The organism is Nannocystis exedens, assembly GCF_002343915.1.
Lineage (GTDB): Bacteria > Myxococcota_A > Polyangia > Nannocystales > Nannocystaceae > Nannocystis > Nannocystis exedens.
Genome location: NZ_NETK01000002.1, coordinates 64,699 through 86,707 on the forward strand (window position 1 = coordinate 64,699; position 22,009 = coordinate 86,707).

18 protein-coding genes are annotated in these 22,009 nt (G+C 72.8%); 11 read left to right on the forward strand and 7 right to left on the reverse strand.

The genetic code is table 11. The features are described 5' to 3' along the window. Positions 1–274 precede the first annotated feature (274 nt). Positions 275–1,075 carry a helical backbone metal receptor gene (locus tag NAEX_RS44270; protein ID WP_170136556.1) on the forward strand — a complete coding sequence of 267 codons (801 nt, stop codon included), beginning with the start codon at positions 275–277 and terminating at the stop codon, positions 1,073–1,075. 54 nt (positions 1,076–1,129) lie between these two features. Then, positions 1,130–1,417 carry a hypothetical protein gene (locus tag NAEX_RS44275; protein ID WP_096333965.1) on the forward strand — a complete coding sequence of 96 codons (288 nt, stop codon included), beginning with the start codon at positions 1,130–1,132 and terminating at the stop codon, positions 1,415–1,417. A gap of 731 nt (positions 1,418–2,148) precedes the next feature. On the opposite strand, the gene NAEX_RS44280 is transcribed toward NAEX_RS44275, so the two are convergent. Both NAEX_RS44280 and NAEX_RS44285 read right to left on the reverse strand, forming a co-directional pair. Then, positions 2,149–3,516: an MYXO-CTERM sorting domain-containing protein gene (locus NAEX_RS44280; RefSeq protein ID WP_096333966.1), complete on the reverse strand. Its 1,368-nt coding sequence runs from the start codon at positions 3,514–3,516 to the stop codon at positions 2,149–2,151. 81 nt (positions 3,517–3,597) lie between these two features. Beyond that, a complete protein-coding gene (locus NAEX_RS44285) occupies positions 3,598–5,514 on the reverse strand; it encodes an ABC-F family ATP-binding cassette domain-containing protein (protein ID WP_096333967.1) in 1,917 nt (638 codons plus the stop codon). A 432-nt stretch (positions 5,515–5,946) separates the two neighbouring features. Between NAEX_RS44285 and NAEX_RS44290 the strand changes: the two genes are divergently transcribed. Next, the gene (locus NAEX_RS44290; RefSeq protein ID WP_096333968.1) at positions 5,947–6,462 is read left to right on the forward strand and encodes an RNA recognition motif domain-containing protein; all 516 of its coding nucleotides are present in this window, start codon (positions 5,947–5,949) and stop codon (positions 6,460–6,462) included. 264 nt (positions 6,463–6,726) lie between these two features. On the opposite strand, the gene NAEX_RS44295 is transcribed toward NAEX_RS44290, so the two are convergent. Next, on the reverse strand, positions 6,727–7,431 hold the full coding sequence (locus NAEX_RS44295; protein ID WP_096333969.1) for a PepSY-like domain-containing protein: 705 nt from the start codon (positions 7,429–7,431) through the stop codon (positions 6,727–6,729). A gap of 38 nt (positions 7,432–7,469) precedes the next feature. On the opposite strand from NAEX_RS44295, the gene NAEX_RS44300 reads away from it, so the two are divergent. Together NAEX_RS44300 and NAEX_RS44305 are read left to right on the forward strand one after the other, a co-directional pair. Continuing rightward, a complete protein-coding gene (locus NAEX_RS44300) occupies positions 7,470–7,934 on the forward strand; it encodes a GNAT family N-acetyltransferase (protein WP_170136557.1) in 465 nt (154 codons plus the stop codon). Positions 7,935–8,423: 489 nt separating this feature from the next. Beyond that, positions 8,424–8,978 carry a hypothetical protein gene (locus NAEX_RS44305; protein WP_245914004.1) on the forward strand — a complete coding sequence of 185 codons (555 nt, stop codon included), beginning with the start codon at positions 8,424–8,426 and terminating at the stop codon, positions 8,976–8,978. Between the two features lie 54 nt (positions 8,979–9,032). Here the strand turns inward: NAEX_RS44305 and NAEX_RS44310 are convergent, their stop codons facing one another. From NAEX_RS44310 to NAEX_RS44320, 3 genes are all read right to left on the reverse strand, one after another. Continuing rightward, the gene (locus tag NAEX_RS44310) at positions 9,033–9,848 is read right to left on the reverse strand and encodes a hypothetical protein (RefSeq protein WP_096333971.1); all 816 of its coding nucleotides are present in this window, start codon (positions 9,846–9,848) and stop codon (positions 9,033–9,035) included. A 1-nt stretch (position 9,849) separates the two neighbouring features. After that, positions 9,850–10,245 carry a Co2+/Mg2+ efflux protein ApaG gene (gene apaG / locus NAEX_RS44315; RefSeq protein WP_245914005.1) on the reverse strand — a complete coding sequence of 132 codons (396 nt, stop codon included), beginning with the start codon at positions 10,243–10,245 and terminating at the stop codon, positions 9,850–9,852. Between the two features lie 110 nt (positions 10,246–10,355). After that, positions 10,356–10,877 carry a hypothetical protein gene (locus tag NAEX_RS44320; RefSeq protein WP_096333973.1) on the reverse strand — a complete coding sequence of 174 codons (522 nt, stop codon included), beginning with the start codon at positions 10,875–10,877 and terminating at the stop codon, positions 10,356–10,358. Positions 10,878–10,985: 108 nt separating this feature from the next. Between NAEX_RS44320 and grxD the strand changes: the two genes are divergently transcribed. Further along, entirely contained in the window at positions 10,986–11,906 is a 921-nt protein-coding gene (grxD, locus tag NAEX_RS54180; RefSeq protein WP_096333974.1) for a Grx4 family monothiol glutaredoxin, read from the forward strand. A gap of 133 nt (positions 11,907–12,039) precedes the next feature. Then, a complete protein-coding gene (locus tag NAEX_RS44330; RefSeq protein ID WP_096333975.1) occupies positions 12,040–12,417 on the forward strand; it encodes a hypothetical protein in 378 nt (125 codons plus the stop codon). Positions 12,418–12,707: 290 nt separating this feature from the next. Here the strand turns inward: NAEX_RS44330 and NAEX_RS44335 are convergent, their stop codons facing one another. Then, positions 12,708–13,199, reverse strand: coding sequence for a hypothetical protein (locus NAEX_RS44335; protein ID WP_096333976.1), 492 nt, complete (start codon positions 13,197–13,199; stop codon positions 12,708–12,710). 64 nt (positions 13,200–13,263) lie between these two features. Here NAEX_RS44335 and NAEX_RS44340 point away from each other — a divergent pair, with 64 nt between their 5' ends. From NAEX_RS44340 to NAEX_RS44355, 4 genes are all read left to right on the forward strand, one after another. After that, positions 13,264–15,318, forward strand: coding sequence for an ABC-F family ATP-binding cassette domain-containing protein (locus NAEX_RS44340; protein ID WP_096333977.1), 2,055 nt, complete (start codon positions 13,264–13,266; stop codon positions 15,316–15,318). 182 nt (positions 15,319–15,500) lie between these two features. Beyond that, positions 15,501–16,490 (forward strand): ADYC domain-containing protein, encoded by a 990-nt coding sequence (locus tag NAEX_RS52585; protein WP_096333978.1) that lies wholly within the window; start codon positions 15,501–15,503, stop codon positions 16,488–16,490. Between the two features lie 8 nt (positions 16,491–16,498). Then, positions 16,499–19,240, forward strand: a complete 2,742-nt coding sequence (locus tag NAEX_RS44350) for a serine/threonine-protein kinase (RefSeq protein ID WP_096333979.1) — start codon at positions 16,499–16,501, stop codon at positions 19,238–19,240. A 37-nt stretch (positions 19,241–19,277) separates the two neighbouring features. Beyond that, the gene (locus tag NAEX_RS44355; RefSeq protein WP_096333980.1) at positions 19,278–21,929 is read left to right on the forward strand and encodes a protein kinase domain-containing protein; all 2,652 of its coding nucleotides are present in this window, start codon (positions 19,278–19,280) and stop codon (positions 21,927–21,929) included. Positions 21,930–22,009 lie beyond the last annotated feature (80 nt).

Genomic DNA, 22,009 nt, shown 5'->3' on the forward strand with positions numbered 1-22,009 from the left:
GGAGACCCGCCGTTTCGTGGCCGTTCGCTCGCCCTCGGTGCCTCCGCCACACGCGGCCGAGGAGGCGGTGCAGGTGTTCGAGCTCCGGCCGCGCGGCGGAGGTCCCGCACCCGTCGCGGTGTTCTCGCTCGGCAGGCAGGTGCTGCCCCGGACCGCGGTCGAAGAGGACCCCGACCTGCTCCATGCGGCCCGCGCCTGGCTCGCCGCGAGGGGCTCCCGCGAGCTTCGTGCGGTCGATGAGACGGGATCATCGATCTGCGCGGAACGATTCACGTTGTCCGACCTCGGTTCGAGCGCGACACAGGCTGTCCGAAAGGTCATCACGCTGGCGCCCTCGAACGCCGAGCTGGTGGCCAGCCTCGGCTGCTTCGAGCGCGTGATCGCGTGCGAGGACTCGTCGGACTCGCCGCCCGAGACGGCGAAGTGCGAGCGCCTCGGACCGGACCTCGGGCCGGATCTCGATCGCGTGGCGGAGCTTCGACCTGACCTCGTGTTCAGCTCGCTCTCGGTGCCGGGGATGGAGCGGATCGTCACCGGCCTGCGCGCGCGGGGGGTGCCGCAGCGCGTGCTGGCGCCGCGATCGATCACCGACGTGATCGCGGAGGTGCGGCTGGCCGGGGCAGACCTCGGGGTGCCGGACCGCGCAGAAGAAGTGGTGGCGGCGATGGAGGCGGAGGCGGCGGCGCTGCGACAGGCCCGGCCGCCGCGCGCGGCGAAGGTCTACCTCGAGTGGTGGCCGCGGCCGATGTTCACGCCCGGGGCGGCGTGCTTCACCAACAACCTCATCGAGCTGGCCGGCGGGATCAACGTGTTCGCCGACAGGCCCGGGGCGAGCGTGGAGATCACGCCGGCCGAGCTGGTGGCGGCCGACCCGGACATCTGCTTCGTGTCGTGGTGCGGCGTGGCGCTCGAGAAGCTCGACCCGGACAACCTGATCCGCAGACCCGGTCTCGAGGCGCTGCGAGCGGCCCGCGCCGGCCGCGTGATCAGGCTCGACGAGCGCTACTCGGGCCGCCCGGGACCGCACATGCTCGAGGCAGCGAGGATCATGGCGCGCGCGATCGCGAGTCTGTGATCGCGGCGCGCCGATTTTTTGCGACGGCGATCGAGGTGTGACAAGGCTGCACTCATGGTGTCGCTCGAACCGCAGGTCGCCCGTCTCGTCGATGAACTCGCGCAGTACCACGGCCATCGCACGCTCTGGCTCGATCGCCGCGGCTATCTGTGCCACGCAGAGCCGGAGGACGACTTCGAGGATATCGGCTACCAGTACGTGGCGACGCTGTTCAAGCCGACCGGCGACGAACTCCGCGCCACGATCACGCACTTCACGGCCCGCCGCGCGGCGCGGCTCGGAGCGTGCCCGGTGCCGGGGGCGTTCCACATGCACCCGGTGCCGGTGCTGATGGCGATCTGACCTTCGAGTCAGGTGAGCGCCCTGGCGGCGCTTCGGTGGATAGAGTTGCTTGGGACATGGCCTTCGGGGCATGTGCTTCTTCGGCACTCGCGGGGCCAGCGCGAAGATCGGCGCGCTGGCTCCGCGAGGGCTGGCGGTCGTCGGAGGCTCGAGGTTCAACGCGAAGAACGGCCTGGCGGGCGTCGGTGGTCGCGAGGGCCCACGCGAAGATCGGCGGGCTGAGCTTCGCGAATTGCCGACGGCGCCTCGCGGCGGGGTCCGGGGAAGGGCTGCAGCCGTGAGAGGCCGACACGGCGCCCGGGCTTCGATGGCGGGTGTTCTTCAAGACAGGTCTGTCGGCGCCTGTTCGACGGCCAGGGCTGGCCGCCGAAAAGACGCTTTCTCGCGTCATCGACGCCGTGTCTCTCGGCGCGGAGAACTCTTGGGCGTCGGCGTGAGGAGGGCGTCAAGGCGAGGGGGGTGAACCTCGTGCTGCGCTCGTCAGGGGCGGAGCGCATGCCGGCAGGGCGTGGTGAGGTCTCTGGCCGGGAACCGCGTCGTGCTGGGGTTCGAGCGACGGACGGGTTTTCGCGCAGGCGTGACGGCGCCGGTGTCGCTGCGGGGAGGTCCGCAACGGCGCCAGCTCGCAGTCGAGTCGCGGCACGGCCTGTGGGGCTGGCCGTCGGGACAGGTGCGACGACGGCCCGGCCTCGTGAGTCGAGCCGCGGCTCTCTCGCGGCCTGGCCTTCGGGTCAGGTGCGCGGGCGGCGGCGTCGCAGGGTGAGGGCGAGCAGGAGCGCGAGGGCCGGGGTGGCGCGAGCGTCACCGGAGCGGCAGCCGCAGCCGCTTTCGGTGTTGGTGCCGCCGGTGCCGGTGTCGCTGTCGCTGCTCTCGTCGCCGGCGCCGCTGCTGTTGCCGTCGGAGGTGGTGGCGGGGCCGGCGGTGGTCGGCTCGGTGGGGCCGGTGTCGTCGCTGCCGGTCGGGTCGCTGCCGGTGTCGTCGCTGCCGGTGCTGGTGCCGGCCTCGCAGAAGACGCCGGGGGTGATCGGGTCGGCGCTGAAGGTGCGGTTGATGATGTGGGCGCGGCCGCGGGTCTGGCCGACCCACATGTTGATCGAGCGGTCGATGATCTCGTCGATGAGGGCGTATTCCTCCTCGCACAGGACCTCGTCCGGGCGCTTGACGAGGAGGAAGGAGATGCCGAACTCGTTGGGGGCGTCGGGGTAGGCGGGGACGCGCTCGCCCTCGGCCTGGATGACCTCTTCGATGGTGACGTCGCGGCGGGTGCCGCTGACGGTGAAGCTCTCGGCTTTAAAGAGGAAGGAGCTCGGCTCGGGACAGGCCTGGTTCGGCAGGACAGAGTCGATGCAGTCGTGCGGGTCTTCGATGATGAACCACGGCTTGACCTCGGAGGGATCCATGAGGCCCATGAGGTAGAGGTCGAGGTCGCTGAACTCGAACTGGTCGAGCTTGGCGGCGGTGAAGGTGCCGTCGCCGTTGTCGGTCCAGCGGTGGCCCTCGACCGGCGAGCCGCCCGAGTGCATGTAGAAGCTCCAGTGGGCCTTCGAGCGGCCGAGCAGGAGCTGGGTGTCGTCGCCGCCGGCGACGTGGGGGAAGGCCAGCCAGGCGTGGCCGAGCTCCTGGCCGAACACCAGCGAGATCCACCAGTCGTCGATGTCGCCGGTGCCGGTCTTGATGAACTTCCGCCAGTTGTTCATGTGCAGCATGCCGATGAACTGGCTGTTCGGGGTGTCGTCGAAGAACTCGGCGGGGATCACGGGGTCGAAGTCGGCGGCGTGCGCGTAACCGATGCCGGCGACGTCGTTGGCGAGCGACTGATAAAAGGCGCCGACGCCGTCGACCAGGTCGAAGGTCGAGTAGACGACGATGAACTGGGCGTCGTCGGGGTGCGCGGCGAGGAAGCCCTCCTCGAGCGGGTAGTAGCCGTCGTAGAAGCCGGCGCGCGAGAACCAGTTGGCGTGTTCGACGGTGCCGTCGTCGTCGAACACCATGAAGTTCTTGCGCTGCTCGACGAACTGGACCGGGCCGGCGTGCGCGGTCTCCACGAGGATGGGAGCGAGGACGAGGGCGAGCGGCGCGACCAGAGCGATGCGGGGCACGAGGGCAGGATAGAAGCAGTTGCGCGGACCCCCAAGCGGATAAAGTCCGCGATCGCGCGGGACGCCGGCCGCGCCGCGACGTCACGCCCCGGCGTCCGCGCTCCGCTGCTCGAGCTCCTCCCAGCGAGCGACGAGGGCGGCGGCGCGCTGACGGGCCGCGTCGAGCTTGCGCACCAGCTCGGCGACCTGGTCGCCGCCGCCGCTGTACAAGGCCGGGTCGCCGAGCCTGGCCTCGAGCTCCTGGACCTCGCCCTCGGCAGCCTCGATCTTGCCGAGGAGCCCCTCGAGCTCGCGCTTCTCCGAGTAGTTGAGGCCCCGCCTGGCGACCGGCGCGCCGGCCTTGCCGGGCGCCGCGGCGGGACGTGCGGCGGGCTGTGGTTCGGCGGCCGCTTCGGTCTCGGCCAGGCGCTCGAGGTAGTCGCTGTAGTTGCCGTGGTGGCGCACGACCTTGCCGTCGCCCTCGAAGGCGAGGATCGAGGTGGCGACGCGATCGAGGAACCAGCGATCGTGGGTGACGATGATCGCGGCGCCGGCGAAGTCGAGCAGCATCTCCTCGACGGCGCCGAGGGTGGCGACGTCGAGGTCGTTGGTCGGCTCGTCGAGGAGGACGAGGTTGGACGCGCCCGACAGGAGCACGGCGAGGGCGACGCGGGCCCGCTCGCCGCCCGACAGCGAGCCGACCTTCTGCGCGTAGGCGGTCGGGTCGAACAGGAAGCGCTCGAGGTAGCGGGCGATGTCGAGCGGGTGACCGCCGCCGAGCTCGAGGCCGCGGCGCCGCTCGGCGATGTTGTCGTAGACGCTGCGGTCGTCGTCGAGGCCGGAGCGGTTCTGGTCGAGGTAGGCGATCGCGGTGTGCTTGCCGCGGACGACCTCGCCGGCGGTGGGGGGGAGCTCGCCGGCGATCGAGCGCAGCAGGGTGGTCTTGCCGCTGCCGTTGGGGCCGACGACGCCGATCCGCTCGCCTTGGTTGAGCGCGAGGGTGAAGTCGCGGACGAGGACGCGGCCGAGCTCGAGGGTCACGCCGCGCAGCTCGAGGATCGTCTTGCCGCTGCGAGCTGCCTCGAGGGACAGCTCGACCCGGCGCTCGCGCGGCGGGCCCGACTTGGCCAGCTCGGCCTCGGCCCGGTTGACCCGCGCGGTCTGCTTGGTGGTCCGCGCCTTGGGCTGGCGCCGCAACCACTCGAGCTCGCGGCGGAGGAAGTTCTGCCGGTTGGCCTCGGTGCGCTGGGCGTGAGCCATGCGCTCGGCCTTGGCCTCGAGGTAGGCGCCGAAGCCCCCGTCGTAGGCGTAGACGCTGCCGCGGTCGACCTCGAAGGTCCGCGTGCACACGCGGTCGAGGATGTAGCGGTCGTGGGTGATGAGGAGGACGGCGCCGCTGTAGTCCTCGGCGAGGTGGCGCTCGAGCCACTCGATCGCGGCGACGTCGAGATGGTTGGTCGGCTCGTCGAGCACCGCGAGGTCGGGCCGGCGCGCCAGCAGGGCCGCGAGGGCGACGCGGCGCCGCTCGCCGCCGCTGAGGCGCTCGGTCGGGGCGGCGGGATCGCGGACGCCGAGCCGCGCGAGGTACGACTCGGCCTCCGCGGCCCGCGACCAACCTCCGCAGCGCTCGATCTCCGCCGCGGCGGCCGCCTGCTCGGCCACCAGAGCGTCGACCGCCGCGCCGGCGGCCCGCTCCAGGCCCGCGGTGGCGGCGTCGTAGCGGGCGCGGGCGGCAGACCACTGGCCGAGACCGCTGAGGACGGCTTCGAGGGCGGTGAGGCCGGGTGGGAGGTGCGGCTCCTGCTCGAGGTACGCGATCGCGGCGTCGCGGCGGAGAACCACTTCACCGGCGTCGGGGGTGTCCAGTCCGGCGAGGATCCGGGCCAGCGTGGTCTTGCCCGATCCGTTGTTGCCGACCAGCCCGACGCGCTCGCCGGTCATCAGCGTGAGGTTGACGCCGGCGAGGACGCGGCGCACGCCGTAGCTCTTTTCGACCTGGCGCAGGCTTGCGATCGGCACGGGGCGGGACTTTACCTCCGCCCGGGCCGCCGGCGCGGCAATTGTGGGGGAGGACACGCCCACCTCGGCGTGCGCCGGCCTGCGAGGCGATCCGAGGCTCGTGAAGGCCCGCGCGGCATGGCCGCCCGGGCGGCGAATTCCAGGGAGTGAGGGGATTCCGGGGTCCGGCCCGCGTGAGGTGAAATCGCCGCCGGAGGGGCTCGCGGAGGTTGACAGGGCCCGGGCGGAGGGCGGATCCTGCCCCTGGTCATGACCTCAATCGGCACTCACGGAGCCCGCCGGGTCGCAGCCGGCCTCGCTCCGGTCGCGTCGCGCGTGTGCGTCCGGCGTGTCGCTTGTGGAGTGTCGACGCAACGACGCGGTCCCGCTCAGGGCGCCGCGAGCCACGGCCGACGTGGCGTGCAGTGAAGAGAGAATAGGAGAGAGACAGAAGTGAAAATTTTCGTCGGTGGACTGGCGTGGGCGACGGGCGACGAGAGCCTGCGCGCGGCCTTTGAACCCTTCGGTAAGGTCGACGAGGCGATCGTCGTCAAGGACAAGGAGACCATGCGCAGCCGTGGTTTCGGGTTCGTGACGTTCGCCGATGAGGCGGCCGGTCGTGCCGCGCTCGAGGCGATGAACGGCGCGGTGCTCGACGGGCGGACCATCCGCTGCGACGCCGCGGTCGAGCGCGCCCGCAGTGACCGGCCCTCGCGGCCCTTCGTCGAGCGCGCTCCGTCGCGCGGCTTCGAAGGCGGCGGTGGCGGCGGTCCCCGCGGTGGCGGTGGCGGCGGCGGCGGCCGTGACTGGGGCGGCGGCGGCGGTGGCCGCGGCGGCGGCGGCGGCGGCGGCGGCGGCTGGGGCGGCGGCGGCGGCGGTGGTCGCGGCGGTGGCGGCGGCGGCGGTGGTCGCGGCGGCCGTGGCGGTCGCGGCGGCCGGCGGCGCGACGACGACTACGGCGATGACTGAGTCCTGCGTCGAAAATTGAGCGCGTGCGCCGCCCCGGGGAGCTCCCGCGGCGGCGCGCTCGTTTTGGTCGCCCGGCTCGGCTGTCCGAAGGGGCAGGTTCGGCGGGACGGTCGAGCCGGTCGCCCGACTCGGCTGTCCGAAGGGGCAGGTCCGGCGGGCGCCGGTGCAGCCTTTCTGGCCGAAAGGACAGGCCACCGTCGCCGGTGCGGGGCGCGCGCGCGCGGGCGGCGGCGGAGAGCTGTCTACGGGGGCATGTCTGAAAGGCTAGGCCGGGACCTCGATGACGGCCGGGACCACCAGCTCGTGGCGGATCACGCTGCCGTCGGGCTTGAAGTAGAGCTCGTGCAGGCGACCGCCGGCCTCGAACTCGATCTCGTACTCGTCGCCGGCGCCGGTGAGGGTCTTCTTCTCGACCTCCTTGACCGCGGCGCCCGGGTAGGCCTTGTCGAAGGCGGCGCGCACGGCCTCGGGCAGGGCCTTGGCGTCGATGTGGCACTCGGTGTAGACGACGCCGCCGTCGGCCTTGACGCTCAGCTCGCACTGCTGCTTGTCGGCGGTCTCGACCTCGATCTCGTGCAGGCGGCCGTGCGGGACCACGTGCTCGGTCTCGTAGCGCAGCACCCTGGCGCCGGGGTAGGTCGCGTCGAGCTGCTTGCGCACCGGCTCGGGCACGGCGGCGGCGTCCTGGTGATAGACGGACAGGTAGCGCACCGTGCCGTCCTTCTCGACCTCGACCTTGATCTTCTCGACGCCCTGGGCCGTGCCCGCCGCGCGCACGAGGTCGGCGTCGAGCTGGCCGGGGCCGACAGGGGCGGCCGGCGCGGGCGAAGGCGGCTTGGACTCGGCCGGCGGGGGTGCCGGGGCTTTGGTCGGGGCAGGGGCGGGCTCGCCCTTGCTCGCGGTCCCAGGGCCGCACGCGGCGAGGATCAGGCCGGCGACGCCGAGCGCCAGGATGCGATGGTGCTGCATGATGCGAATTACTCCTCGCACAAGTGTACACTCATGCGGTGAGGGCGCCGTCGATCCGGCTGGCGCGGCCTGCTGACCTCGCCGCGATCGCCACGGTCCATGCTGCTTCGGTGCGACAGCTGTGCGCCGGTCACTACTCGCCGGAGGCCATCGAACAGTGGCTCGCGCCCAGCCCGGGGCTCTACGACCGCATGCTGCGCTCGTCGACCGTCTACGTGGCCGAGCGGGCCGGGCAGGTGGTGGCGTTCGCGGCCGTCCGGCTGGCGACCGGCGAGGTGCGGGCGATGTACGTCAGCCCCGGCGCGACGGGCGGCGGCCTCGGCCTGCGGCTGATGCAGCGCCTCGAGCGGGTCGCGCGGGCGTTCGGCGCCGCCGAGCTGCGGCTGTCGGCGACGCTCAACGCCGTCGGCTTCTACGAGCGCCTCGGCTGGCGCCGCGACACCCGGCAGACCGGCAAGCGGCCGCCGCAGCGCTGCGTGCCGATGCGCAAGCGGCTGGCGTAGCGGCGGTGCCGGGCGCGAGCGGAGGGACGGGGGGTCCCGAGAGACAGGTTCAGGGCGCTCGCGCGCGGGGCTCGTGGAGGCGCAAAAGGGTCGGCGAGGTGTCCTGAGGGACAGGTTGCGTGGCGGCGCGGAGCGGCCGCGCCGCGACGCGCGAGGGGAGAGCGTCGCGGGGTGAGGACATGCGTCGCCGTGGTGGGGAGGAGAGAAGGGGAGTGTCCCGAAGGACAGGGACGAGCGGGACGTCGGCTGCGAGGCGGGGGCGCGGCGGATGTCCCGAGAGACAGGTCGAGCGCGGGCGCGGCGTGAGGCCGCGAGCCCGCGCCGTCGCGGCTCGGCGCGCCGCTGTCGCGGACCTCGCGTCGGGGCGGCGCGGAGCGGTTCGGCGCGACGTGTGCGAATCCGCGCGAGAGAGAAAGCGCCGCTGCGGCGGCGCGCGCTCCGGTCGCACGGGTCGTCATGGCGGCGGCGGCGGGGTACATTCGCGCGCCGATGCCGAGCGCGATGGTCCGCCTGTTCCCGCCCCGTACGCCCGCCGCCGTGTCGATCGCGGGGTGGGGCATGCTCGGGGTGGTCGCGCTGCTGGTGAGCGCGATCGTCAGGCTGACGCCGCTGGCGGTCGAGCCGCTGACGGTCGGGATGACGCCGCTGCAGTGGGCGCTGTACGTCGGCTGGTCGCTGTTCAACCTGTACGCCGAGGGCTACAAGGGCTTCCAGAAGGCGTTCGTGCCGCGAGCGGTGGCGCGGGCGTTCTACCTCGCCCGCTACCCGCGGCCGCTGCACGTGGCGCTGGCGCCGCTGTTCTGCATGGGGCTGTTCTACGCCAACCGCAAGCGGCTCATGCTGTCGTGGGGCCTGGTGATCGGCGTGACGGCGCTCGTCACCCTGGTCCGCGGGCTGGACCAACCGTGGCGCGGGATCGTCGACGCCGGGGTCGTGCTCGGGCTGTCCTACGGGACAGTCGCGCTGCTGGCCGCGTTCTTCGCGGTGCTCCGCGGGCGGCCGATCACGGTGTCGCCGCAGGTGCCGGACGGCGCGCCGCAGTAAGCGGCTGGCCTTCGGGACAGGCTGTCGGGGAGGACAGGCGCCGGGCCGCCCGCATCAGTTGTGCGAGACGAGGCTGTACTCGACGCACTCGTCCTGGCTCGGCTTGTCGAGGCGGACGTAGACCTGGATGTCGTCGGAGCTGCCGGAGCAGTTGAAGTCGGCCACGGTGAAGGTGGCGCCGCCGCAGCAGCCGGGCCGCAGGGCCCCGGACAGGGCCGTCTGCGTGCCCTCGGGGCAGGTGATTTCGGTGCCGACGGCGCCGCCCTGGTCGCACTCGATGAACTGACACACGCGCACGGTCGTGGACGAGGTGACCTTGACGGTCGGCTCGGCGACGTGACCGAATTCGTCGAGGCCGTGGTAGGTGTACCAGTCGACGTCGCCGGCGCCGCTGAGCACGCCGTCGGCCATGACGGTGTTGTCGTCGTCGTCGTTGATCTCGCCGAGGTCCTGGGCGTTCGGCTCGGTGTCGTCGGGCTCGCCGAGGTCGCCGTCGCAGACGAGGACCGGCACGCACATGCCGTCGACGCACTCGAGGCCGTCGGCGCAGGCGTCACCGTCGCACACGCAATTGACCTGACCGGGGTCGCAGATCGGGCCGGTCGTGCCGGTCGTCTCGTCGGTGGTGCTGCCGGTGGTGGTCGTCGAGGTGGTGGTCGGGTCGTCGCCGGTCGTGGTGCCGTCGCTGGTGGTCGGCGCCGGATCGGTCGAGGTGCCGGTGGTGGTCGAGACGTCGGTGGTCGACGGATCGGTGCCCACGGAGGCCGTGGTGAGGCCGCTGTTGCTGTTGCTGCCGCTGTCGCCCGGGTCGTCGCCGGTGCTGCAGCCGAGGAGCGCGAGCGAGGCGAGGAGCAGCGACGGGCGTGTCATCTCAGTTCACCGCGTAGGGGATGTTGAGGGCGAACGGCGCGATCTCGGCGTCGAACTGCTGACCGTCGTCGGTCACCATCTGGTAGGTGCCGCGCATGGTGCCGTAGGCGGTCTTCAGCGGGCAGCCCGAGGTGTACTCGAACGACTCGCCGGGCGCGAGCACCGGCTGGGCCCCGACGACGCCGGCGCCGCGGACCTCCTCGGTGCGGCCGTTGGCGTCGGTGATGACCCAGTGACGACTGACGAGCTGCACCGTGTCGATGCCCTCGTTGGAGATCTTCACGGTGTAGGCGAAGAACCACTGCCGCTCGCTCTGGTTGGCGTGCGAGTGTTCGGGGAGGTACTGCGACGCGACGCGCACGCGCACGCCGTTGGTGATCGCCTCGGAGGTCGACACGGGGCGATCTATACGCCGCGCGCACGCCCGCCGACAAGCGGCCCCGGGCCCGCGCGTTCGGGCGCCGTGGGCCGGCCCGGCGCCGCTTCCGGTCGCCTGCGCAAGAATTCTCATTCGCGCGGCGGCCCGGCGCAGGCCTCGGCCTCGGCCTCGCAGCCGGCGGGGTTGTCGTCCATGAGGAGGAAGCCGATGCACGCCAGGCACACCGGGTCCATCAGCGTCTCGGTGGTGCAGGCCTCGCTCTCGAAGCAGGCCATGCCGACGCACAGGGCCAGGTCGAAGGCCTTGCCGGCCTCTTCCGCCGACAGGCCGTCGGCGCACATCTGGGCGCACTCGAGGTCGAAGCCGAGGGCGCACGGGAGGACGCAGTCGAGCAGCTCGTCGCAGGTCGGCGGCGGCTCCGGCGCGAGGGTGGTGCTGCTCGCGCCGGTGGTGGTGTCGCCGCCGCTGGTGGTGGTCGTCGTGGTCGTGAGCTCGCCGGTGGTCGGCGGCTCACCGGTGGTGGTCGTGGTGCCGGTGCCGGTGCTGGTCGTGTCGGGCTGGTCGAGCCCGCCGAGCAGGTCGTCGCTGTTGCAGGCGGTGCTGATGCAGGGAGCGACGACCAGGGCGAGGAGCGACGCACGACGCGACATGCGGGTTCCACGATAGCAGGTGCAAGCCGGCGCCGGGGGCAGGGCGCCTGAGAAGCCGCACGCGCGTGGGCGGGAGGCGAGTTCGGCGGGCGGTAGTACACTGCCGGGATGTCGCTGACCGAGGCGCTGCGAGACAGGATCCAGGGGCTCATCGCTGCCGACGCGGTGGTGCTGTTCATGAAGGGCACCCGGTTCCGCCCGGCGTGCGGCTTCTCGGCCGGCGTGGTCGAGGTGCTGGACTCGCTGGTGCCGCGCTGGACCAGCGTCGACGTGCTGGCCGATCCGGAGCTGCGCGAGGGGATCAAGGAGTTCTCGGCCTGGCCGACGATCCCGCAGCTCTACGTGCGCGGCGAGTTCGTCGGCGGCGCCGACATCGTCCGCGAGATGCACGCGTCCGGCGAGCTGGCGACGCTGCTCGGGGCGCCGGAGGTGAAGCCGCCGGAGGTGCAGGTCAGCCCGCGGGCGGCGGCCGTGTTCCGCGACGTCACCGCCGAGGCGGGTCCCGGCGAGGCCATCCGCGTGCGCATCAGCCCGCGCTTCGAGCACGACCTGGCGGTCGAGGGCCGCGAGGCCGGCGACCTCGAGGTCACGGTGGAGGGCATCACGCTCCTGTTCGACCGCATGAGCGCCGCCCGGGCCGAGGGCCTGCGCATCGACTTCATCGAGCGCGACGGCGAAGCCGGGTTCGCCATCGACAACCCCAACGCGCCGGCGCAGGTCCGCCCGATCACGGCGCGCGAGCTGCAGGGCAAGCTCGCGCAAGGGGCGGTGCGGCTGTTCGACGTGCGCACGCCGCAGGAGCAGGCCATCGCCGCGATCGCCGGGGCGCGCCTGCTCGACGAGGCGGTGCGCGCGGAGATCCTGGAGCTCGATCGCGGGACGCCGCTGGCGTTCCACTGCCACCACGGCGTGCGCTCGCAGGCGGCCGCGGAGTTTTTCGTCAACCAGGGCTTCCGCGAGGTCTACAACCTGCGCGGCGGGATCGACGCCTGGTCGCGCGAGGTCGACTCCGGGGTGCCGCGCTACTGAGCGGCGCGAGCGGACGGGCCCGCCAGCGTTGCGCTTGACCGGCCCGGATCGGTAAACTAGCGTCCTCGGCATCCGCGCCATGTCCTTCGCTTCTTCTGTCGTTCGCTCGTTGTCGCGCCCTGTCCTCGGGGCCATGTCGCTCCTGCTCGCGGTCGGCCTCGGCGGCTGCGCCAGCCCGTGCGAGCGCCTGAGCCAGGGGGTGTGCGCGGGCGGCGACGCCGACTACTGCGCGGCCGTCGACGCCTGGCTGGCCACCCGCCTGATCGACCCCGCCACGAAGGAGCCGCTGGTCGGCGAGGCCCGCGACCAGATGTGCGGCGCCATCTACGACAACGTCGAGATGTTCTACGCCTACCAGTTCAAGGCGAAGCAGAAGATCCTCGGCGAGCCCGACTTCATCCTGGCGTCGCAGAAGAAGGCCCAGGAGGAGGCGGAGGCCTACGAAGAGGCGACCAAGAAGATCAAGCAGGACGACGAGGAGTCGCCTGGCGGCGCGAACATGTCCGATTGAGCAGGTTTTTTCGGGCAGGCGCGAAGGGACAGGTCCGAAGGGTCATGCCACCCGCAGGAGCGGCGGTGACCCGCCCGACGCGAGGGGTGGCAAGGGCCCGGCTGCGCTCCAGGGAAGGCCGAGACGCGGTCGGGCGTGGACTCGCACAGGCGCGGGACGGCTCGGGCGCCGCCGGGCTTCGAATCGAGCCCGCGTCGCGCGAGGGGGCGCGAGCGGGGTGAGGCGTGGGTCGGATGTCGCTCAGGACCTGAAGGCGCGCGGCCAGGGGCGTGCGGGCCCGTGGGCCCGCATCACGCCGCGGGCGGGCGCGTGGGCACCGGCAGGCGGCGGTCGCCGAGGCGCAGGACGACGGGGTCGCCGTCGTCGAGCCAGGGGGCGAGGTCGGCGAGGGCGGTGTTGGTGAAGCGGACGCTGAGGGGGCGGCCGCTGTGCTGGGAGGGCACGCTGCAACGCAGGCCCTGGCCGGGCTCCTCCCACAGCGTGGCGGGGTCGAGCGGGAGGTCGCGGCCGTCGTCGAGGTGGAGCCGGGGCGCGCCGTCGTCTCCGCGCAGGACCCGGTGGACGCGCAGCAGGCAGTCCTCGACCTGGAGGTAGCACCACTGCTCGCCGACCCGCAGGCTGGGCTCGCCGGCAGGGGTGCAATCGAGGCCGCGGAGGAACAGCGCGCGGACGTTCGGGTGGGTGACGGGGTCGTCCTCGAAGAAGAATTCTCCGCGCCGGTCGAGCCGCAGCGGGACCTGGCGCCTGAGCCGCTCGAGGGTGTCCGGGTCGAGGGTCGTCATGGCGTGAGTGTACGCGCACGGCGGCCGCGTGCACGCCCCTGCAGTTCGGCGATAACCCGCGGCCGTGAGCATCGTCGTGTTCGAGAACGTGTCGCTGGGCTTCGGCAAGAAGACCATCGTCGAGGCTCTGAACCTGCGGATCGGGCGCGAGGACCGGATCGGCCTCATCGGCCCCAACGGGTCCGGCAAGTCGACGCTGCTGCGCATGCTGGCGGGCGAGCAGGGCACCGACCGCGGCACGATCCGCTTCGCGCGCGGGGTGCGGGTCGGCTACCTGTCGCAGGACCTCAAGCTCGGCGGCGGCCAGACGTTGACGAGCTTCGTGGTCGGCAGCGTGCCGGGGCGCAGCGAGCTCGAGCGTCGGCTGGCCGAGGCCGAGCGCGAGATGGCGGCGGCCGAGCAGAGCGGCGACGAGGAGGCGATGATGACGGCGGCCGAGCGGCTGGCCGACGCGCACACGCGGGCCGCCGACTTCGACACCCAGTACACCGAGCACGAGGCGCTGCGGATCCTCGCCGGCCTCGGCTTCCAGCCGGAGGACGCGAAGCGCGACCTCGACGAGTTCAGCGGCGGGTGGAAGATGCGGGCGGTGCTCGCGTCGCTGCTGTTCCAGCAGCCCGATCTGCTGCTGCTCGACGAGCCGACCAACCACCTCGACCTGCCGTCGGTGGCGTGGTTCGCGGCCTACCTCAAGCGCTACCGGCGGGCGTTCGTGCTGGTGTCGCACGACCGCGAGTTCCTCAACGAGCAGATCGATCGCGTGGTCAGCTTCGAGCCGGAGGGGATCCGCCAGTTCAGCGGCGACTACGAGGGCTACAAGCGCCAGCGCGCCGAGGAAGAGGTGGTGCTCGAGAACAAGGCCAAGAACCTGGCCCGCGAGCGCGAGAAGACCGAGCAGTTCATCGAGCGCTTCCGGGCCCAGGCCAACAAGGCGGCGGCGGTGCAGAGCCGGATCAAGATGCTCGAGAAGATGGAGGAGGTCCGGCTGTTCGAGCGCCGCCAGGTGATGTCGTTCGGCTTCCCGCCGTGCGAGCGCACCGGCAACGAGAGCCTGCGCGTCGAGGGGCTGCGCAAGGCCTACGGGCCGCGCGTGGTGCTCGACGGGGTCGACCTCAGCGTCCGCCGCGGCGAGAAGATCGGCATCATCGGCGTCAACGGGGCCGGCAAGACCACGCTGCTGCGCACGATCGCCGGCGAGCTGCAGGCCGACGGCGGCAGCATCACGTTCGGCAACAAGATCAAGGTCGGCTACTACGCGCAGCACCACGCCGACGCGCTCCGCAGCGAACGCACGGTGTTCGAGGAGGTCGCGGCGGTCGACCCCAGCGCCGGGCAGACGCGCGTGCGCACGATCCTCGGGGCCTTCCTGTTCAGCGGCGACGACGTGGAGAAGCCGATCCGCGTGCTGTCCGGCGGCGAGCGGGCCCGCGTCGCGCTGGCCAAGCTGCTGCTGAAGCCGGGCAACCTGCTGCTGATGGACGAGCCGACCAACCACCTCGACCTCGAGTCGAGCGAGAGCCTGGCCGAGTCGCTCAAGACCTACGACGGCACGCTGCTGTTCGTCAGCCACAACCGCAGCTTCGTGCGCGCGCTGGCGACCCGGATCTGGGACGTCGAGGGCGGCAAGGTCGAGACCTACCCGGGGACGCTCGACGAGTACATGGACTCGAGCCGGCGCCGCCGCGAGGGCGAGCCGCCGCCGGTGCCGCCGGGCCGGGTCGCGGGACCCGCCCGTCTTTCGGAGCATGTCCAAAAGAGCAGGAACGAACCGCCAGGTCGCAACGACAAGGTCCCGGCGGACAGGGCCGAACCGCCGAAGCCGGGGCGCGAGGCCAGGCGGCGCGAGGCCGAGCGCCGCAGCGAACGCAACCGCGTGCTCGGGCCCCTCCGCAAGCGCGTCGCGGCGATGGAAGCGGAGATCGCGGCGCTGGAGGCCGAACAGCGCCGTCGCAGCGCCCTGCTCGCAGATCCGGCGACCTACGCCGACAACGACCGCCGCAACGAATTGCTCGACGGTTACCGCCGCGACGCGACTGCGCTTGAGGAGCTCACCGCCCGCTGGGAGGTCGCGCAGGCCGAACTCGAAGGGATGGAAGCCGAGGTCGCGAGCGAGGCGTGAGCGCGGAGCCTTCAGGGTCGCTCTGACATGCAATGTCAGGCTCCAGCTTGGCCTTCTGCGTTCTGCGAGGAATTCACCGCGGGCGGCTGTCGCGGCTTGCACGGCGGATCACGATAACGCCACACATGCGCTCGCACGGCCTGTTCGCGGCGTAACGCAGAGCACGCTGCTATAGTGCCGTGATGCCGATGCGGGAGGTGTCGATGTCGAAACGATGGACGTGGCTGACCGGTGTGGCGGCGAGCATGATCGGCGCGGGCTGCGACGCGCCGGAGGCGGGCGAGTGCGTCTGCAGCGACGAGGCGGTGAGCGTGCGCGAGACGCAGGTCAACGGGACGCGGCTGAACGGGACGCGGCTGAACGGGACGCGGCTGAACGGGACGCGGCTGAACGGGACGCGGCTGAACGGGCCCGACGGCTCGGCGGACTACATCGAGATCGAGCGGATCAAGCTGCGCAAGGAGACGTACGACGTCGCCACGAGCTGGCTCGTGGGCAGCAACCTACACGTCAAGACGACGACCGACGAGGTGTTCTCGGGCACGCAGCTCGACTCGACCAGGATCAAGTTCGATCTCCTGGAGGACGGGACGGCGCGCAAGAAGACGATCAAGATCCTCGACGTCGAGCCGCTGTCGCCCGGCTCGGACGTGCTGCTCTACGACCTCGCGCTGAGGGTCGACCAGAAGGAGTGGGAGCCGCTGTGCGTCGACAACGCCGGCGAGCCGACGCAGGCGATCTTGCTGGCAGATGTGTGGGACGCGTCCACCGGCGATCGCCTGATCCCGACCGCTGACGGGTTGACGTTCGCCTGTCGCGACGCGGCGCTGGCGAAGTGCGTCGAGTGGGGCTACAAGCCGTGGGACCCGGAGCTGCGCGACCACCATCAGGCGTGCACGCGCCTGGTCCGCGCCGACTACTGCGGCGACGGCGTGTCGCACACGGCGCACGGAACTCTGGTCCACGTGCTCGATCAGGTCGGGGTGCAGACCATCGATCCGGACCGGCAATTCGTGGTCGAGGCCGAGTGGGGCCCCGACGGCGCGGTGTGCCTGAACAGCGCCAACATGCGACTCGGCGCGCAGCAGCTCGGCTGCAACATCCCCGCGTGCGGCGGCGACTTCGCGTCGGGCGGTCTTATCCAGAGCGGCAAGATCGTGGTAGGTCCCTAGATGGTCGGATGAGCGAGGCGAGCCCAGACCCCGCGTCGATCGGCCCCTTCATCGTGGAGCGCAAGCTCGGCGAGGGGGCCATGGGCGTGGTGTTCGTCGGCTACGACCGCAAGCTCGAGCGCAAGGTGGCGCTCAAGCTGGTCCGCAGGCAGCTGCTGGGCAACCCGGCGGTGCGCGAGCGGATGATCCGCGAGGCGCAGGCGATGGCCCGCCTGTCGAACCCCCACGTCGTGCAGGTCTACCAGGTCGGCGACCACGACGGCGGCATCTACATGGCGATGGAGTACGTCGAGGGCGAGACGCTCTCGGAGTGGCTGCGCAGCGCGCCGCGGCCGTGGCAGCGGATCCTCCGCACGCTGTGCGACGCGGGTCGCGGGCTGGCGGCGGCCCACGCGGCGGGGCTGGTCCACCGCGACTTCAAGCCCGACAACGTGCTGGTCGACGCGGCCGGGCGCGCGCGGGTCCTCGACTTCGGGCTCGTGCAGGCGGAGGGGAGCGCCGAGGAACAGGCCGAACGGTCGACGCGCGCGGCGTCGCTCGACCACGAGCTGGCGGCCACGGCCCCGGGCGAGCCGTCGCGCTCGACCGCGCCGGGCACCGAGCCGCTCGATCGCTCGAACCTGCTGCACTGGTCGGTCCGCCTGACGCAGATGGGCAACGTGCTCGGGACGCCGGCGTACATGTCGCCCGAGCAGCACTTCGGGCGCCCCGCGGGCCCGACGTCGGACCAGTTCAGCTTCAGCATCACCCTCTACGAGGCGCTCTACGGGGTGCGACCGTTCGCCGGCGACTCGTGGGCGGCGATCCGCCTGCAGGTCCAGGACGGCATCATCCCGTCGCCGCCGCTCGAGTCGCCGGTGCCGCGCCGGCTGTTCAAGGTGATCGCGCGCGGGCTGGCGCTCGAGCCGAACGACCGCTGGCCGAGCCTGGCGGCGATGATCGCGGCGCTCGAGCACGACCCGTGGAAGGTGCGCGTGCGCGTGGCGGCGATGGCGGGCCTCATCGGCGCGGCGTCGCTGGCGAGCTACGCGGTGGCGGTGTCGCAGGTCGAGGGCGGGCAGCGCTGTCAGTTCGACGCCGACAAGCTCGCGGGCGTGTGGGACCAGACGCGCGCGGCGGCGATGACCCGCGCGTTCGAGGCGACCCACCTGCCCTTTGCGACAGACACCGCCCAGCGCGTCCAGGGGCGCATCGATGCCTATGCAAAGGCGTGGCTCGGCGAGCGCCAGGCGGCCTGCCAGGATCACGCGGCCGGGGTCCAGACCGATCGCTTGATCGATCTGCGGGTGGCCTGCCTCGAGCGGCGCAAGGCCCACCTGGCGACGCTGGTCGACGTGTTCATCGCCGCCGACCGGGCGGTGGTCGAGAACGCGGTGCAGGCGGCGGCCTCGCTGCCGAGCCTCGGCGCGTGCGCCGACTCGAGCGATCTGGTGGCGACGGTGCCGCCCGACGACCCGGCGGTGGCCGAGCGCGTCGAGGTGGTCGGGCGCGAGCTCGGGCGCGTCGACATCCTCGAGCGCACGGGGCAGTACGAGCAGGGGCTGGCGCTGGCGAAGCAGCTGCGGGCGGAGGCGGCGAGCCTCGGCTACCCGCCGCTCGAGGCCCAGGCGGCGCTCGGCGAGGGGCGGGTGTTGATGGCGTCGGTGCGCGCGGCGGAGGCCGAGGCGGCGCTGCGCCAGGCGCTCAAGCTGGGCATCGCTCACGACCTGCACGCGACGGCGGCCGAGGCGGCGATCATGCGGATCTTCGTGCTCGGCAACGACCTCGAGCGCCCGCGCGAGGCGCTGGCGGCGGCGCCGTTCGCCGAGGCGCTGGTCGAACGGGCGCGCGGCGCGGGGCTGCTCGGCCCGCTGCTCCACAACAACACCGGGGCGATGCACGACCTGCTCGGCGACGTCGAGGCCGCGCGCGCCAGCTACGAGGCGGCGATCGCCGGGCTGCGCGGGCTGGCCGAGCCCGATCCGCTCGAGGCGATCGTGCATCACAACCTCGGGCAGATGTTCCTCGACCGCGGCCGCCTCGAGCCGGCGCGCGACCAATTCGTCCGCGCGCGCGATCGCTTCGTGGCGATCGTCGGCGACGGGCACCCGCTGGTGGCGCACCCGCTGATCGGCCTCGGCGACGTCGACCTCGGGCGCGGGCGTCACTTCGAGGCGATGCCGAGCTACCTGCGCGCGCTGGCCCTCCTCGAGGGCGCGCACGGGCCGGAGCACCGCTACTTGATGTACCCGCTGGTCGGCCTCGGGCACGCGCACGCGCAGGCGGGGCGCTCCGAGGAGGCGGCGAAGTACTACGCGCGGGCGGTGCAGATCGCGGAGCGGGCCGACGTGCACGACAAGTTCCTCGCCGAGGCGCTCGCGGGGCTGGCGGACGTCTCCGCGGCGGCGAACGCGGCGGAGCAGGCGCAGCTGCTGTACGAGCGGGCGTCGACGGTCTATGACGCGCTCGGAACCGACGACGAGAAGGCGGTCCGGGCGGCGCTGCGGGCCGGCGAGCTGGCGCTCCAGCGCGGCGATCGCGAGGCGGCGAGCCGGTGGTTCGAGCGCGTGCTGGCGAAGCAGGGCGAGGCGGCGGCCGGGCTGCGGGCGCGCGCAGCGGCTCAGCTCGCTGCGGTGCTGGCCGGGCGCGGCGGGGCGGTGAGCGCACGCGTCTGCGAATTGGCACAGGGGGCTGCCGCAGGCCTCGAGGAGGCCGATCCGCTGCGCGCAGAAACGAGCAAGCTGGCGCACCGGTCCTGCGCCGCCGGTTGAGCGTGCGTCGGGCGCGGTGGGGTTATGATCGCCGGAGGTGAGCGCCGGCGACGTGGAGGACACGGTCCCGGGGGACAAGGCCCCTGCTTCGCCGCGCGCGTCGCCCGAGCCCGTCGAGGTCCCGCAGAGCATCGGTCGCTACCGCGTGCTGTCGCAGCTCGGGGTCGGCGGGATGGGGGTGGTGTACGCGGCCTACGACAACGACCTCGATCGCAAGGTGGCGATCAAGCTGGTGCTGCCCGACAGCGAGGGCCACGGCCGCGAGGCGGCGCTGCTGCGCGAGGCGCAGGCGCTGGCCAAGGTCGAGCACCCGCACGTGGTGCGCGTGTACGAGGTGGGCAACTACCGCGGCCAGGTCTACCTCGTGATGGAGTTCCTCAGCGGCGCGACGCTGCGGAGCTGGATGCGCGCCGAGCCGCGGCCGTGGCGCCAGCGGCTGGCGGTGCTGATCCAGGCCGGCCGCGGCCTGCAGGCGGCCCACGACGCCGGCGTGGTGCACCACGACTTCAAGCCCGACAACGTGGTGGTCGACGGCTCGGGGCTGGCGCGCGTGGTCGACTTCGGGCTGGCGCAGGCCGACATCGGCGAGGACGACCACGCGGTGCTCGGCACGCCCCGCTACATGCCGCCCGAGCAGTGGCGCGGCGAGCCGGCGGGGCCGCGGGCGGACCAGTTCAGCTTCGCAGTGACGCTCTACGAGGCGCTGTACGGCCGGCGGCCGTTCGCCGGGGCGACCGCGATCCTGCTGCGCGAGGCGATCGAGCTCGGGGTGGTGCCGCCGCCGCCGTCCGACTCGAAGGTGCCGCGGCGGTTCTTTCGCATCCTCGAGCGGGCGCTGTCGCCGTCGCCGGAGGCGCGCTGGCCGAGCATGGCCGACATGCTCGCGGCGCTCGAGCACGATCCGTGGGCGGTGCCGCTGCGCGTGCTCGCGGTCAGCGTGGCCCTGGTGGTCGTCGGCGTCGCCGGCTACGCGACCGCGACCGTGCGCGCGACCGACTCGCCGCGCTGCGAGGCCGCGGGCGAGCGGCTCGACGCGGTGTGGGGCGAGCCGCGGCGCGCCGAGGTGCGCCGGGCCTTCAAGGCCACCGGCCTGGGGTTCGCGCGCGACGTCGGCGACCGCGTGATCGCGCGGCTCGACGACTACGCCGAGGCCTGGCGCGACCAGCGGAAGGCGGTGTGCGAGGAGCACGCGGCGGGGCTGCAGACCGATCGCCTGACCGACCTGCGCAACGCCTGCCTCGACCAGCGGCTGGCCCACCTGTCGGCGCTGACGCAGGTGTTCACCGCGCCCGATCTGTCGGTCGTCGAGAACGCGGTCCAGGCGACCGCCGCGCTGCCCGGGCTGGCCGCGTGCGCCGACGCCAACGCGCTGCTGGCGGTGGTCCTGCCCGACGATCCGACGGTGGTGCGCGAGATCGAGGCGCTGCGGGCCCAGCTGGCCCGCGCCGACGTGCTCGAGCAGACCGGGCGCTACGAGGAGGGCCTGCGGATCGCGGCCGACGTGCGCAAGGAGGCGGCGCGGCTCGGCTACGCGCCGCTCGCGGCCGAGGCGGCGCTCAGCGACGGGCGGCTCCGGATGGCGGCCACCCCGGGCGCCGAGGCCGAGGCGGCCCTGGCCGAGGCGGTGCGGCTCGGGATCGCCAACGATCAGTACGCGGTCGCGGCCGAGGCGGCGGTGATCCACATGTACGTCGTCGGCAGCGACGAGAGCCGGCGCAGCGAGGGGCTGGCGTCGGTGATGTACGCCGAGGCGCTGGTCACCCGCGCCCGCGGCGACGCCCGGCTGGTCGCGCTGCTGCACAACAACATCGGCACGCTCCTCGACGACCGCGAGGGCAGCGTCGAGCAGGCGCGGGCCCACTACGAGCAGGCCATCGAGGCGCTGCGCGTGCGCGGCGAGGCCGACCCGCTGGCGGCGATCGTCCACCACAACCTCGGGATCATGTACGTCAACCACGGGCGGCTCGACGAGGCCCGGGCGCAGTTCGAGCGCGCGCTCGAGCTGTTCGCCACCGTGTTCGGCGCCGACCACCCGCTGGGCGCTCATCCGCGGGTCGGCTTCGGCGACGTGGCGATCCGCCGTGGCGCCTACGCCGAGGCCATCCCGAGCTACCGCGAGGCCATCGCGCTGATGGAGCCGTCGCTCGGCGCGGAGCACCAGTTCTTGCTCGATCCGCTGGCCGGCCTCGGCGTCGCCTACGTGCGCGTCGGCATGCACGCCGAGGCCCAGCCGTACCTCACCCGGGCGCTGGCGATCGCCGAGCGCGACGGGCTCCGGCGCGAGCCGGTCGGCGACGCGCTGGTCGGCCTCGCCGACATCGCCGCGGCCGCCGGCCGCACCGCCGAGGCGCGCGACTACTACGGCCGCGCCGCCGAGCTGTACGAGGGCTCGCTCGAGAGCGACCCGGCCAAGGCCTCGCGCGCGGCGCTCAAGGCCGGCGAGCTGTCGGCCGCGCTCGGCGAGCGCGACGAGGCGATCCGCTGGTTCGAGCGGGTGCGGGTCAGCCAGCGCGGCTCGGAGCTCGAGCGGGGACAGGCCTCGTTGGCGCTGGCGACGCTGCTGGCGAGCCGCGCGGCCGAGCGGGCCCGCGTGTGCGCGCTGCTGGCGAGCGGGCGCTCGGCGGTGCCGGAGGGCGACGCGCGGCGGGCCGACACCGAGGCGCTGTTCGCCGCCTGCGAGCGGCACTGAGGGCGGGGGACGCGCGGGTCGTCGCGCGAATCGAGCTGCCCGAAAAAGCAGGTTCTCACAGGCATGTCCTTACGGGCATG